General features: G+C 59.9%; 16 protein-coding genes and 1 pseudogene. 9 read left to right on the plus strand and 8 right to left on the minus strand.

What is annotated here, in order from left to right; translation table 11 throughout:
- Positions 1–230: 230 nt before the first annotated feature.
- Both ligD and CAK95_RS03700 read left to right on the plus strand, forming a co-directional pair.
- Positions 231–584 (plus strand): annotated as a pseudogene (gene ligD, locus CAK95_RS03695) (non-homologous end-joining DNA ligase LigD); the annotation flags it as partial.
- A gap of 550 nt (positions 585–1,134) precedes the next feature.
- Complete coding sequence (locus CAK95_RS03700; RefSeq protein ID WP_147413735.1) at positions 1,135–2,952, plus strand: NHL repeat-containing protein; 1,818 nt, start codon at positions 1,135–1,137, stop codon at positions 2,950–2,952.
- A gap of 99 nt (positions 2,953–3,051) precedes the next feature.
- Here CAK95_RS03700 and CAK95_RS03705 read toward each other — a convergent pair whose 3' ends face one another.
- The 8 genes from CAK95_RS03705 to fdxA all read right to left on the minus strand — a co-directional run bounded on the left by CAK95_RS03705 (position 3,052) and on the right by fdxA (position 7,549).
- A complete protein-coding gene (locus tag CAK95_RS03705) occupies positions 3,052–3,786 on the minus strand; it encodes a SphA family protein (protein WP_245303614.1) in 735 nt (244 codons plus the stop codon).
- Entirely contained in the window at positions 3,787–3,996 is a 210-nt protein-coding gene (locus CAK95_RS29830; protein ID WP_245303615.1) for a hypothetical protein, read from the minus strand.
- Positions 3,997–4,445: 449 nt separating this feature from the next.
- Positions 4,446–4,559, minus strand: coding sequence for a hypothetical protein (locus tag CAK95_RS30410; RefSeq protein ID WP_198343803.1), 114 nt, complete (start codon positions 4,557–4,559; stop codon positions 4,446–4,448).
- 11 nt (positions 4,560–4,570) lie between these two features.
- The gene (locus CAK95_RS29565; RefSeq protein ID WP_086086680.1) at positions 4,571–4,759 is read right to left on the minus strand and encodes a hypothetical protein; all 189 of its coding nucleotides are present in this window, start codon (positions 4,757–4,759) and stop codon (positions 4,571–4,573) included.
- Entirely contained in the window at positions 4,760–5,818 is a 1,059-nt protein-coding gene (locus tag CAK95_RS03715) for a YeiH family protein (RefSeq protein WP_086086682.1), read from the minus strand.
- 32 nt (positions 5,819–5,850) lie between these two features.
- Positions 5,851–6,168, minus strand: coding sequence for a 2Fe-2S iron-sulfur cluster-binding protein (locus CAK95_RS03720; RefSeq protein ID WP_086086684.1), 318 nt, complete (start codon positions 6,166–6,168; stop codon positions 5,851–5,853).
- Positions 6,165–7,193: an NAD(P)/FAD-dependent oxidoreductase gene (locus CAK95_RS03725; protein ID WP_086086685.1), complete on the minus strand. Its 1,029-nt coding sequence runs from the start codon at positions 7,191–7,193 to the stop codon at positions 6,165–6,167. The genes CAK95_RS03720 and CAK95_RS03725 overlap by 4 nt, the downstream gene beginning before the upstream one ends.
- An 11-nt stretch (positions 7,194–7,204) precedes the next feature.
- Positions 7,205–7,549 (minus strand): ferredoxin FdxA, encoded by a 345-nt coding sequence (gene fdxA, locus CAK95_RS03730; protein WP_086086687.1) that lies wholly within the window; start codon positions 7,547–7,549, stop codon positions 7,205–7,207.
- Between the two features lie 213 nt (positions 7,550–7,762).
- On the opposite strand from fdxA, the gene CAK95_RS03735 reads away from it, so the two are divergent.
- The 7 genes from CAK95_RS03735 (at position 7,763) to CAK95_RS03765 (ending at position 14,153) form a co-directional block, all read left to right on the plus strand.
- On the plus strand, positions 7,763–8,074 hold the full coding sequence (locus CAK95_RS03735) for a gamma-butyrobetaine hydroxylase-like domain-containing protein (protein ID WP_086086689.1): 312 nt from the start codon (positions 7,763–7,765) through the stop codon (positions 8,072–8,074).
- Between the two features lie 32 nt (positions 8,075–8,106).
- On the plus strand, positions 8,107–9,855 hold the full coding sequence (locus CAK95_RS03740; RefSeq protein ID WP_086086691.1) for a fumarate reductase/succinate dehydrogenase flavoprotein subunit: 1,749 nt from the start codon (positions 8,107–8,109) through the stop codon (positions 9,853–9,855).
- A 30-nt stretch (positions 9,856–9,885) separates the two neighbouring features.
- A complete protein-coding gene (locus CAK95_RS03745; protein ID WP_086086693.1) occupies positions 9,886–10,119 on the plus strand; it encodes a 4Fe-4S dicluster domain-containing protein in 234 nt (77 codons plus the stop codon).
- Between the two features lie 8 nt (positions 10,120–10,127).
- Positions 10,128–11,090 (plus strand): HEAT repeat domain-containing protein, encoded by a 963-nt coding sequence (locus CAK95_RS03750; RefSeq protein WP_086086695.1) that lies wholly within the window; start codon positions 10,128–10,130, stop codon positions 11,088–11,090.
- 42 nt (positions 11,091–11,132) lie between these two features.
- Positions 11,133–11,915: a GntR family transcriptional regulator gene (locus tag CAK95_RS03755; protein WP_183044359.1), complete on the plus strand. Its 783-nt coding sequence runs from the start codon at positions 11,133–11,135 to the stop codon at positions 11,913–11,915.
- The gene (locus CAK95_RS03760; protein WP_086086699.1) at positions 11,912–12,427 is read left to right on the plus strand and encodes a peroxiredoxin family protein; all 516 of its coding nucleotides are present in this window, start codon (positions 11,912–11,914) and stop codon (positions 12,425–12,427) included. The genes CAK95_RS03755 and CAK95_RS03760 overlap by 4 nt, the downstream gene beginning before the upstream one ends.
- A gap of 361 nt (positions 12,428–12,788) precedes the next feature.
- Complete coding sequence (locus CAK95_RS03765; protein ID WP_086091168.1) at positions 12,789–14,153, plus strand: ABC transporter substrate-binding protein; 1,365 nt, start codon at positions 12,789–12,791, stop codon at positions 14,151–14,153.
- Positions 14,154–14,222: the final 69 nt, after the last annotated feature.

Raw genomic sequence — 14,222 nt, forward strand, 5'->3', positions numbered from 1 at the left:
AGAAAATGTCGTGTCGAGCCCGTCATTTCGGCGGCAACCAATTAACTAGGTGCTGCTATTCGGCCCTGACACTGCAACACGCGCAACTAGGCAAACGCCTAGGTGGGGCAAGCCACTTCGAACGCGCCGTGAGCAACAAGGTTGGACCTACTCGTCGCTCGTCCACTGCCAGATGTGCCGCCTTCGTCCCTTTTATGGGCGACAGATAGATTCAGGAGATTATGCAGCACCGCCTGCTCAAGCTGGTGCGGCGACACACGCACGGAGCGATCTTCTATCACAAAGGGCAATTGCCCAAAATTCTAATATCCGTGCATCAGCTCCGCGTTGTAAAGCGCGAAGGCGTCCGTGTGTGGGTTGATGATCTAGACGGTTTGTTAGGCCTCGTCGAAATGGATGCCGTTGAACTGCATCCTTGGAACGCCACCGTCGACGACATCGAGCATGCCAATCGGGTCGTCTTCGATCTCGACCCCGGCGCGGCGTTGCTCGAGACGCTGTGATTGAGCTGTGTTGAAAACCCGCGACTTGCTTTTGTCCGAAGGGCTCGATAGCCGACCAAGGTCACCGGCGGAAAAGGATTGCGGACCACGAGGCACAGCTGAAAACCAAGGAATAGCGGCAGTGAAGACATCGAGATGCGACAATACCGCCCGTTTCGATTCATGGCTTATCGAAAGTCCCGCGTGTTTGATTTCAACTCGTCGATATGACCGTAAGGATCATAAATGTTCCGTGCCCGCAGACGGCAGCAGCTCACGCGGGACGGGGCCGGCCGGTGTCTTCAGACGGCGGTTACCATCGGCGACCAATTTAGCCGAGAACGGCCCGGATTGCAGTAAAGCTGTCTGGCCTTCGTCATGATGCATTGGAGCAAGCACGGGCATGACAACTAGGATCCGGTTTGGTTTTCTTGTTGCACTCGGGGCTGTGGCATTCGCGAGCGAGAGTTCCGCTCAAGAGCGCTCGGGCATTTGGATCGAGGGACAAGTCCAGGCGGGCGGCGGTCCTCTCGCAAATTCGACTGTCACTCTTTGGGCTGCAAGCGCCGCCGAACCGAGGCAAATCGCACAAGCACGCGCAAACAGCGATGGCCACTTTAAGGTCGGCAGTCAGGAAACGCCTGGCACCGATGTGAGCCTTTATGTCGTCGCCAAGGGAGGTGAGGCTGCGGCCAACAAGGGCGCCGGCAACAACGCGGCAACTTCGCTGCTGGCGGTGCTCGGCAACAGGCCGCCGGCCAAAATCGTTGTCAACGAGATGACGACGATAGCATCGGTGTGGACACACGCGCAGTTCCTCAGCGGTACCGCCATCAAAGGTCACGCACTCGGTCTGCGAATCGCCGCCGGCAACGTACCGCACTTTGTCGACCTTCAGACCGGCGGCTGGGGCACCACCATTCAGGACGCCCTCAACGGGGGGCAGACGCCGACCATGGCGAATTTCGCGACACTCGCTGACGTGATGGCAGGCTGCGCGACGCAGGTGGCCGCCGATGCTTGCAACAAATTTTTTGCAGCAGCCACGCCTCCGACCGGTGCCGCCCCAAGCGACACACTGACAGCGGCGCAATCGATTGCCCGCTATCCTTGGTACAAACCTGAGCGGCTGTTTGCCTTGGTGGCTGAGTTTTATCCGATGCCAGCGGGCAAGAATCTGCGGCCGGTGCCGTTCATGCCCTACCTCGCGCACGCCCCAAGCGCCTGGGTGTTGCCGCTCAAGTTCGACGGCGGCGGCTATCGCGCAGGCGGCAAGGCGATGTTCGACAGCGAGGGCAATCTTTGGGTCGGCGACAACTTCTCGACCGGCTGGCAGGGCACGGATGCATTGTGGCAGGGCAACGCCACGAAATTCGATCCCAACGCCAAGCCGCTCTCGCCGATCACCACCGGCTTCACCGGTGGCGGGATGGAGGGCGGCACCTTCGGAACGGCGATCGATGCAAAAGACAATGTCTGGTTCACGACTTACGGCAGCAAGGCCATCGTCGTGTTCGACAAGCATGGCAAGCCGTTGACGCCGCCTGAAGGAATCACGTTCGGCGGACGGCTCGGTCTGATGCAGGGCATCATCGTTACGCCCAGCGGAGACGTCTGGGCGCTGGGCGTCGAGAAGAATCAGCTCGTTCATTTCCCCAAGGGCGAACTTTCGGCAGGAAGGATTGTCTGCGAAGGCGACAAGGAAGAACCGTGCAAGTCGTTCGACGCGCCGTTTCACCTCGCGATTGATCAGCAGGACCGGATCTGGGTGTCCAACAGCGGCTTGCCCCACGTCACGCGCTTCCCCGCCTCGGATCCTACGAAGGCCGAGAACTTCAAGACCGGCATGAACAATAGCGGCCTTAACATCGACAGCCAGGGCAATGTATGGATCGCCAACCGGTTCGGAACCGGTCTGCTTGCCATGGCGCACCTGGTTGACATGGGGATCCGCTCGAAGACGGAGGGATTTCTTGCGGCGATGGACTATCTGACAAAGACAATGTCGGAGCAGAAGGGCGGCGCACATGGTGGCAGCGTCACACTCCTGCGGCCGGATGGCAGCTCTTTCCCCGGCGCGCCGTTCAAGGGCGGCGGCATTCCGGCACCTTGGGCCGTTGCGGTGGATGGCAACGACAACGTCTGGGTTTCCAACTTCAATAGCGCGAGCAGTCCGATCGTGCAGTTGTGCGGGATGCGCACCGAGAATTGCCCGCCCGGCTTCAAGACCGGCGAACAGATTTCGCCGCCCGGGGGTTACGTCGGCGGCGGGCTGCAGATGCTGACGGACGTAGCCGTCGATCCGGCCGGCAATGTGTGGGCGATGAACAACTGGCAGGACATCGGCAGTTGCATGGGCTCACCGAACGAAGCGCTCTCGACCCGCTGCGGCGGCCAAGGAGTCGTGATTTTCTTCGGTATGGCTAAGCCGGTACGCGCACCGCAGATCGGGCCGGCCCAGCGCCTGTAAAGTCTGGATCTCCTTGGTCGTTCCCGCTTTCGCGTACGCGGGGACGAGGGCAGACATCACTCCTCTTTGCACCTGTATCCGCTTCTGGCACAAAACGGCCTATTTCAGCGTAGGCCCTTTCGTCATCGTTGCAGAAGGTGTGCGCGATTTTTCAGGCGGCGTTAGAGCCAGTGTCAACCATACGTTCCAGCCTTCGGGACGATTCTGTGCCTCAAACTCGTAGTAACCCTTCAAATTCAAAAAGCCCTGCATAGTGCCGGCTGGGAAAAGATAACCAATCTGCGGTCCCACGCCAAAGACTCGCGATTCAAAGGTGCCGAGGAAGGCAGGCTGTCCAGTATCTGGCGTCAATTGCTGATAAACATAACCGACCGCGCCGACGAAAAACTGCTTCAACAAGAACTGCGCCGCTGCAAGATCGACGTGGAGATCTAAGCCGTTGGTTTGGCCAGTATGTTTGTTCCTGAAATTGTGCGTTAGGCCACCGACGATCGAAAACTCGTGCCCTTTGGTCGGATCCAAATAAGTATATCCAAGTCCGCCATCAATCGCACCGAGACCGAGGTTAGCTAAACGCCTCGAATCGTAGGCGCCGACCTGGATATTAGTCATGGCATAGACCATGAGATTATGTACGCCGCTATTCCACCTTAAGTTTGCCTGCGGAAACAGATCCGCGAAACCGGTTATGGAGTCAGCGATCGTGCCTTGTCTTGTCACAGTCAATGGGCCGAGAGATGCGCTCAATGTACCGTCCAGAGACGCGGAATTGCGTCCAACAATCGTTGCCATGCTGACAGCAAACTGACCGCCAAAAATCGGCGTCTCAAACACTTAGCTCGGCACAAAGAACCCGAGATTGGCGCGCCCATCTAAATTGAGGTTCAAGTCCGCGGAAGCATTGGCACGCAGACGTCCGATCTCAACCTGCTTCGCCGCCGCTACCGCGCCACTGGCTTCGACCGACGTATGATAGTAAATCATCGCAAACCCAGCGCCTGGCTGCTGCGGCGCCGCCGCGAGACTGGCGAACAGACCCGGCATCCAGAAACTGACACCGCCTTGATCTGCGGAAGCCGAAGTCGAAAAAAATGCGGTTACCCCAAACAGGACAACCGCCGGCGAACGACATAGTCTGCTGCAAAGGACTTTAATACAGTTCATAGATGCCCATACATCCGACCTTAATTTTTGCAGTATTGCAACTTGCAACGCTTCTGGAAATGCAAATCACTATCCGCGCGGCTAACCTCTGTTAGCATCTCAGCTGCTCGTAGGCACCGCAATCGCCGCGCCACTATTTCTTGTACCCGATCGCTCCGCGGAATTTCCAATTTAGTTGGGACGGAGACGCTCTGCCCATTCAAAACCGTTCAAAACTCAACATGTACGGCACTTATGTTTGCTTCCTGGGGCTGACGCGGAGCCGGTCTGTAACGAGAGCAGTAATTGTGTGCGCACAGATGAGAAAAGCCTTTGATGACATGACTGGCCTAGCCCGAGGCGACCAGAGCGAAGCGAGTTCGGGGCCACTCGTATACCGCCGCCGAGCGTGAATTTCCTGGCCGACACCAGTCATTGGTCAACTCCCAGACATTGCCGATCATGTCGTGCAGTCCTAGCCGTTCGGCTTGAAGCAGCCGACTGGCGCAGTATCGGCGTACTCATCGTCCTTGGTGTCAAGCACGGGGAAGATGCCCTGCCAAATATTCGCGATCGGCTTGCCGTGCCGCAGACCTCTAATGTGAAGGTGTCGATTCCACACTTCGGAGAAGCCCGACCATCGCGCAAAGAGCCGTTCAGACATTCATGTCCCGGGCGCAAACAGCAAGATTGCGGCGACAAGGCCGAAGACCCCGATTGCGGTGGTAGCGCCGCCCAGAATGACAGCAGGTCGGTAGCCGAGCCGCCTGATCTCGCCGATCGAGGTGTTGATGCCGATGGCGGCTATCGCAATGATCAGGCACCAGCGCGACACCGACGACAGCGCAAAGCCGATCTCCGCCGGAATCAATCCGAGACTGCCGGCAGCAACCAACAACGCAAAGCCCACCACAAATCCCGGCAGGCCCAGCCGCGCCGATTTTGTTTGGCGAACGGCAAGCCGGGCCGATACCGTTACGATCAGGATGACCGGCACGAGCATGAGCACCCGGAACAGCTTGACGACCACCGCGAGATTGCCGGCCTGGTCGGAGATCGAATAACCCGCCCCAACCACCTGCGCGACATCATGGATGGTGACGCCGAGAAAAAAGCCGGTCGCACGATCATCAAGACCCACGGCTGTACTTAGGATCGGATAAGCTACCATGGCAATCGTGCTCAACGCAGTGACGCCGATGATTGTCATTGCCGTATCGGCGTCGCTCTTCTCATGCTGTGGCAGGACGGCGGAGAGAGCGGCCGCAGCAGACGCACCGCAGATGCCAACCGCGCCGCCGGTTAGAATCCCGAACCATGACGAACGCCCGAAAAACCGCGCGAGGCCAATGCCGGTTGCGATACTGAGAACCACGCCACTGATCACGACGAGAAGAGCCACCCAGCCGAGATCGGCGAGATACTGCACCGTGATGCGAGCGCCGAGCAGCGCCACGCCGAAACGCAGCACCGAACTGCCGGCAAAGACCAGGCCCGTTTGCAGACGCGGATCATCGCGCAGAAAGCCGACCGCCATACCCATCAGAAGCGCCATCAGCATGACCGGCCCGCCTTGATGTTCGTTCACCAGCATGGCGCTCATGGCGACAAGCACGGCAATGCAGACGCCCGGAAGGATGCGCCGCGCCGCCTCGTAGATTGCGACGATTGCGGCAACCGGCCGGCGAACCAGAGCCTTGGGTCGTTCGACAAAATCGCTCATGGTCCGTTCCCGGAGGTCCAATGAAAGTCCGGCTAGGGACGCGAGCCGGGTGCCAGGGTGACTTTCAGGCCATCGAGTTCCTCGGACATCAGCACCTGACAGGCGAGCCGGGAATTCGGCATGCGATCGGCCAGGATTTCTAGCTGATCGATCTCTTCCTCGGATTCGCCTGGCAGCCGGCCGAACCATGCGGCATCGACATAGACATGGCAGGTCGCGCAGGCGCAGGCGCCGCCGCATTCCGCCTTGATCGGCAGATCCCAGTCGCGGATGATTTCCATGACACGCCAGCCCGGCAGCGCCTCAAGCTCGTGTTCGGTGCCGGCGTGATCAGTGACACTGATCTTCATGCGACCTTGAGCCTCCGCTGCAATTGTGTGGAGGACGTCGTGTACTGGAAGCGCAATCGCTCGCCCGGCCGGCAGATCTGGAAGGCGGCTTGCGACATCAGCGCGGCTTCATGGAAGCCGGAGAGAATCAGTTTCAGCTTGCCGGGATAGACGTTGATATCGCCGATGGCGAAGATGCCCGGCACCGAGGTCTGGAAGGACTCGGTATCGACTGGAATGAGATTCTCCGAAAGATTGAGACCGAAATCGGCGATCGGACCGAGCTTCATGGTGAGGCCGAAAAAGGCCAGGAAACGGTCAGCGATCAGGACTTCATCGCCCTTGGCCGTGGCCACCGACACGCTTTCAAGCTGCGGCGCTGCCCCGGCCAATGCGTTCAGCTTGCCGACCACGAAATCAATCGCACCCTCTGCGGCCAGTTCCTTCATGCGCGCGACCGAATGCGGCGCGGCGCGGAAGCCGTCGCGATGATGGACCAGCGTCACGCGCGCCGCGACCGGCTGAAGATTCAAGGTCCAGTCAAGGGCGCTGTCGCCGCCGCCGGCGATCACCACCCGCTTGCCGCGAAACGCCTCGATCCTGCGCACGGCATAAAAGACGCTCTCCCCCTCATACGCGTCGATGTTGTCGAGCGTCGGCTTTTTCGGCACGAAGCTGCCGCCACCGGCTGCGATCACTACCACCGGCGCCTCAATAACGGTGCCGACATCCGTGGTGATACGCCACAAGCCCTCCGACGTCTTGACCAGACTCTCCGCCATTTCGCCGAGATGAAAGGTCGGCGAGAAGGGCGCGATCTGCTCCATCAGCCGGTCGGTTAAATCCTGACCGGTAATCACTGGCCAGGCTGGGATGTCGTAGATCGGCTTTTCGGGATAAAGCTCCGCGCATTGCCCGCCCGGCTTGTCGAGGATGTCGATCAGATGCGCGTTGAGGCCGAGCAATCCCAGTTCGAACACCGCGAACAGACCGCACGGGCCTGCCCCGATGATGATGGCATCGGTTTCCTGGTGCAGCTTTGTCATCGCGTTGCCCTTCAGTTCGCAGGTTCGATTGCCGGTTGCGGCGAGAAATGGTTTTCGAATTTGTCGGGCTTGCCGTTGAAGTCCTCCGCATCAGGCGGCGGGTCCTTGGCGTCGCTGATGTTCGGCCACAGCGCTGCATATTTCGCATTGAGTTCGACCCAGCGGACGGCACCCTCTGCGGTATCAGCTATGATCGCTTCCGCCGGGCATTCCGGCTCGCAGACACCGCAATCGATGCACTCGTCTGGGTGGATCACCAGCATGTTCTCGCCTTCGTAGAAGCAATCGACGGGACAGACTGCGACACAGTCGGTGTATTTGCAGCGGATACAGGCTTCGGTGACGGCAAATGTCATAGTTTCGGCCCCTGAAAGGGATGCGGATCGTGACGATCCGGAGAGCGCACTAAAACAAAGTACGGAGGATCACTCCACCGCCGACCGCATTCATGCGGCTGCCGGGGAAATTGCCCCGTGTACGGCCCGGCGTCGGTCAATTACTTGCTAGCGGCTCATTGCCGTCGGGTGGCACGTTTCCCGCATCGCAAAGCTGTCGAGGAACACGCCAGGATGAACCCGACTGAAATCCGTCTTAATCACGACCGAACTCGGCTGTCGGTCAGCTGGGACAATGGCAAGACCATTGACTATTCGGCAGCGCTGCTGCGCGAGCGGGCACGCGACGCCAATTCCGTGCACCTGCAGGTTAAAGGTTTGGCTGTGCCGGCCGCCTCCAGCCTCACCATCACTAACGTGGAGCCGATCGGAAACTACGCGGTGCGCCTCGCTTTTTCTGACGGCCATGACCGCGGAATCTTTCCGTGGCGCTATCTCACCGAAATCGCCGCGGCGGCGCGCGCCGTTGCGCGGATGCAAGCGTGAACTGACCCGGCGGGCAGAACAGGACAGGACAGATGGATGAAATTCGCGGCGGTTTGTCGGAATTCGAATGCGATGTGCTGGTGATCGGCGGCGGCACAGCCGGCCCAATGGCAGCCCTGCGGGCCCGCAAGAAGAATCCCAAGGCCAATGTCGTGCTACTGGAAAAGGCCAATGTGAAACGCTCCGGCGCCATCTCCATGGGTATGGATGGCCTGAACAATTCGGTCATCCCCGGTTACGCCACGCCGGAGCAATACACCAAGGAAATCACCATCGCCAATGACGGCATTGTCGATCAGGCGGCAGTCTACAAATATGCGCAGAACTGTTTCAGCATTATCCAGGAACTCGATAATTTCGGCATCCGCTTCCAAAAGAACCAGAACGGCGATTACGACGTCAAGAAGGTGCATCACATCGGCACTTATGTGCTGCCGATGCCTAATGGCGAAACCGTCAAGAAGGCGCTTTACCGGCAATTGCGCCGCGAGCGCGTTCTGATCTCCAACCGGTTCATGGCGACGCGGCTGCTCACCGGCAAGGACGGACGCGTCGCCGGCGCGATCTGCGTGAACACCCGTTCGGCGGAATTCCTGGTGATCCGCGCCAAGGCGGTGATCCTGTGCATGGGTGCGGCGGGGCGTCTCGGCCTGCCGACATCGGGCTATCTCTTCGGCACCTATGAAAATGCGGCAAATTCCGGCGACGGTTACGCCATGGCCTATCATGCGGGCGCGGGACTATCCAATCTCGAATGCTACCAAATCAACCCACTGATCAAGGACTATAACGGGCCCTCCTGCGCCTATGTCGCAGGCCCGTTCGGCGGTTACACCGCCAATAACGAGGGCAACCGTTTTATCGAATGCGACTATTGGTCGGGCCAGATGATGCAGGAATTCTACAATGAATTGCAGTCAGGCAAGGGACCGGTCTTTCTCAAGCTCAACCATCTGGCGCCGGAAACCGTCGCGGAGATCGAGCGCGTGCTGCACATCGTCGAGCGGCCGACGCGCGGCCGCTTCCACGCCCATCGCGGGACCGACTACAAGGAATCGATGATCGAGATGCATATCTCGGAAATCGGGTTCTGTTCGGGCCATTCTGCATCCGGCGTCTATGTCGACGAGTTCGCCCGCACGACGGTCAACGGGCTCTACGCCGCCGGCGACATGGCCAGCGTGCCGCACAATTACATGCTCGGCGCTTTCACCAACGGCGCGGTCGCCGGCGAAGACGCGATCGACTTCGTCAAGGAGGTCGATTTTGCTGAATACGATCTCGCCGAAATCACAGCCGAGCAGGAGCGCGTCCTCGCCCCGACCAAGCGCGAGGACGGCGTCCCGCCGAATCAAATTGAGTACAAGATCCGCCGTCTGGTGAACGACTATCTGCAACCGCCGAAAGTAACTCGCAAGATGGAGCTGGCGCAGAGCCGGTTCGCCGAAGTGCGCGAGGACATGAACAATCAGATGTATGCGCGCGACAGCCATGAACTGATGCGCGCGATGGAGGCCTATTCGATCTTGGATTGCGCCGACATGGCGGCGGCGGCCTCGCTGTTCCGCACCGAGAGCCGCTGGGGTCTGTACCACAATCGCGTGGAATATCCCGGCCGCGACGACGAGAACTGGTTTTGCCATTCGATCCTGACCAAGGGAGCGGACGGCGTGCCATCGCTGACCAAGAAACCGGTTGCGCCCTACCTCATCGAAATCGAGGAGCACGAGCGCGACGCTTATTACAAGCAGCGGATCCAGACTTCGGAAGCCGCCGAGTGATCGCGCGAACCGGACACAGGAGACCACACCATGCCTTTGGCTAATACCCCGACCACCGTTCCCGTCGTCGTCGACGAGGGCAAATGCATCGCCGACAAGGGCTGCACAGTCTGCGTCGATGTCTGCCCGCTCGACGTGCTGCGCATCTCCGAACTCACCGGCAAGGCTTACATGAAATATGATGAATGCTGGTATTGCATGCCCTGCGAGGCTGATTGCCCCACCGGCGCGGTAACCGTCAACATTCCCTATCTTCTGAAGTGAGGCGGACGATGAGTGCATTCGAGCCGTTCGAGGAATTTGGCGATGTCGCCGACATTGCAGCCGGTCTCGATGACCCCGATGCGGGCGCACGCCGCGTCACGGTCATGGACCTTGCCGACACCGCCGCGCCCGAAGCCATTCCACATCTCGCGCGTGCGCTCACGGATGAGGCCTCCGAAGTACGGCTGCAGGCAGCAATCGCGCTGTCCGGTTTCGATGGCCCGGAGGTTTCGGCGGCACTGGCCGGTGCATTGTCGGATGCAGACGACGCGGTGGCGCGGGCCGCCTCCGACTCGCTGACCGAACTGAAAGATCCGGCTGCGGCCGATCCGCTCTTTGCCTATCTGACGCACCAGACACCATTCGTGCGGATGTCGGCCTTTCGCGGCATCAAGGAATTGCGCCGCCCGGAATCGCTCAAGCCCGCTATCGAGGCGCTGGGCGGTCACGACCCATCGGTACGCGAACAGGCGGTCGCAGTGATCGGCTGGCTGAAACTGGAAGAATCGCTGCCTGCCCTGATCAGCGCCTGCCGCGATCCGGAAGCAGTGGTGCGCCGGTCGGCGGTCTCTGCACTCGGCTTCTCGACGAACGCACATGCCGCGAACGCGGTCACCACTGCGCTCGACGATGCCGACTGGATGGTGCGTGAAATTGCAGCCGAAACGCTTTCGCGCACTGCCGGCGCGGATGCGGGCAAGAGGCTGATTGCGGCGCTCGCCGATGATTACTGGCAGGTAACATTGAAGGCAGTGCGCAGCCTCGGCAGGCTGCGTGTGACCGAGGCGGTGACGCCGATCGGACCGCTGCTCGATCACGAGATCAGCAATCTGCGCAAGGAGGTGGCCGCCGCTCTGGGTGAAATCGGCCATCCTTCCGCCCTTACCTATCTGCAAAAACACGTCGACGATCCCGATCCGGATGTCCGCAAGAATGTTCGCTGGGCGATCGGGCGGCTGAGGGAAAACTGACGGAATCGATCGCACATGTTTGGTCCTCAGGAACGCCGAACAATGGCAAGACCTGGCCCCCATCAGCATCTCTTGGGTGGGCAGAATTTCCCGGCTCGTGCGACCAAACCTGAAATCGTCCCCAAGTACATCCGTATCCGCGACTGGCTGATGGAGCATATCCTGTCGTCGGGTCTGTTGCGTGGCGACAGGCTACCTTCCGAAAGCGACCTGATCCGCCGCTTCGAGGTCAGCCGCGTCACGGTGCGGCAGGCGCTCGAAGCGCTGCGTGCCGACGGGGTGATCGAAAGTCATCACGGCAAGGGCTGGTTCCTCCGCCGCGTCTGCGCGGTGCAGAATCTCGGCCGCCTGCAGGGCTTCGGCGAAATGCTGGCGCCGATGGGCGTGAATACGCGCTCCAAGGTGCTGGAGATGACCCAATGCGCGGCGCCGGAAGCGGTTTCGAAAGCGTTCGGCTTGCCGCAAGGCAGTCCTGTCATGCGGATTGCGCGGCTGCGCATCGCCGGCGGCCGCGTCATGTCCTACGATCTCAGCTACTTCCCGATCGACGTGGGACAGCGGCTGGCGCAGGAGGACCTTGTAGGCCAGGATATCTTCGTGCTGCTTGAGCGCGCGCTCGGCATGCCGCTTGGATTCGCCGACGTCACGATCGAGATCGCACCCGCCGGGGACGAAGCGGCACAACAACTCGGCGTCAAGCTTGCCAGCCCGATTTTCAAGCTCACCCGCCTCACGCACGACCGCCGCGGGTTTCCCATTGATTTCGAGTATGTGTACGGCCTGCCGGAATCTCATCTATTTAAGGTGCGGGTGCCGCGACGATGACGATCAGCCGGCGTACCGCATTGTCGGCTCTCGTGACGACATTGTTGCCGCCGCAGGCATTGAGCGAAGCGCTGTCCTTGACCGAACTGCCCGGCAGTGTCGCGGCGCCAGACTTTACGCTGACCGACTTGAACGGCATCATTCATCGCCTGTCGGATTATCGCGGACGACCGCTGCTGGTAAATTTCTGGGCGGTGTGGTGTCCACCGTGCCGACGCGAGCTGGCCGCGCTCGCCGATCTGCGCGAACAATTGTCCGACACGTATGTCGCGGTGCTTGCCATCAATCTTGGCGACAAAGCCGAACGCATCGCGGCATTCCTCCAGCAGCATCCGGCGCCGAATTTGCCTGTGCTGCTTGACCACAAAAAATCGACGGCTGCCGCCTGGCACGTGCGCGGACTTCCCGTCGCTTATGCGATCGATACCGCGGGTATCCTGCGTTACGGCGCACTGGGTGAGCGCGACTGGCGCGCTCCGATCATCGAAAGGCAGCTTCGTTCACTGCCATGAATGCAAGGACGCAAATTTCAGCCTCGCCCCCGAAGATAACCTGAATACCGCGTCTGCGATGGCGCGGGTTCCGGGACGGCTGGGTAACCGCACCGGAATGCGGCTCGGTTAGGACCCCAACTTGTATCATCACTCTTTATATCTTTGCCTTGTCCTTCCGCTATCCCCGCGAGCCGCCGCCCAACGCCTGGGCAGCGCGGCGCTGAAGCGGGCCGGCGCCCCCTTCCCGGCTTTGGAAAAAAACCAATTAAAAGCAAGCACCTAGCCAAAAGGACTGACTGGCCTGCCGCTTTGGCACGCCATTTGCGGCTTTATACGGCGAGCTCTGAACAAGTTGTGGCTCAAACAAGGGGATCCGATCATGACGCGTTCCAAAGTCCTGCTTGCAGCAGCCTTTGCGCTGACGTTCGCGCCGCCGCTGCATGCCAAGACCATCGAAATCAACATCGGTCACCAGAGCATGTGCACCGATACCTACACCGCCGGGATCGTGGTCAAAGAGCTGAAGCTCTTGGAAAAACACCTGCCCAAGACCGGCAAGTACAAGGACGCGAAGTTCACTGTGAGCTGGAGCGATTATTCGTCAGGTGGGCCGATCACCAACCAGATGCTCGCCAACAAGCTCAATTTCGGCGTGATGGGCGACTACCCCCTCATCGTCAACGGCGCGAAGTTTCAGGCCACCGAGAGCCTGCGAACGCTCTATGTCGCGGGCACTGGCTATAACCTGAAGGGCTCGGGCAATTCGATTGTCGTTCCCGTCAAGTCCGACATCTATTCGATCGACGACCTCAAGGGCAAAGCGGTATCGACGCCGGTCGGGTCCGCTGCCTGGGGCATGCTGCTGAAGGCTATGCAGGATAGCAATATCCCGACCAGCGAGTATCAGCTCAAAAACCAGTCTCCGGCAGTCGGTGCGGCCAATATTGCGACCAACAAGATCGACGCACATGCCGATTTCTGTCCTTGGACGGAGATCATGGAATTCCGTGGGACCGGCCGGAAAATCTATGACGGCTCGGAGACCGGCGTCCCCTATCTGCACGGCGTTGTCGTGCGCCAGGACTTCGCCAAGGAATATCCGGAAGTCGTGACCGCTTTCATCAAGGCGATCTATGACGCGGGCAAATGGATCAAGGAAGATCCGATGCGCGCCGTCGAACTGATGGAGAAATGGACCGGCGTCGAGAAGGAAGTGCTCTATATCTACTTCTCCAAGGGCGGCCACCTGACTCTCGATCCCACCATCAAGCCGCAATGGATCGACGCGCTCAAGTTCGACCACACGGTGCTGGCCAAGGAGCAGGCGATCCCGCCGCTCGACTTCGATACCTGGATCACCGACACCTACGTCAAGGCCGCCTACAAGGACATGAAAGTGGACTACGAGGCGGAGAAGGCCGAGGTGGTCGATCCGGTCAAAGCCAATGCCGGCCTGCCGATGGAAATCTGGCATTCCCGCGAGGGCATCAAGACCTATCCGAATCTCGCCGCGTTTCTCAAGGCGGTGGCGACGTACAACGCTGAGGGCTCGAAGCTCAATTCCACCTATGTTTACGATGTCGAGACCGGCCTGAAGCTGTTCGGCAAGACTGCGTTCTACGTGAAGGCCAACGATGGCAGCTTCGCCACCTTCCTGCGCAAGCGCGAAGCCGAAGCACACGCCAAGAAGGTCGATGGCACGATCGTGACCTATGAGGAGGCGTGGGGATCATTCTCCTCATGAGCCGGCGCGATTGGGGGTCTGCTGCGAGTGCGGCAGACCCGATCACGTCCTGTCTGCAATGCGTACATC

Origin of the sequence: Pseudorhodoplanes sinuspersici (genome assembly GCF_002119765.1) — a bacterium.
Classification (GTDB): Bacteria; Pseudomonadota; Alphaproteobacteria; order Rhizobiales; family Xanthobacteraceae; genus Pseudorhodoplanes; species Pseudorhodoplanes sinuspersici.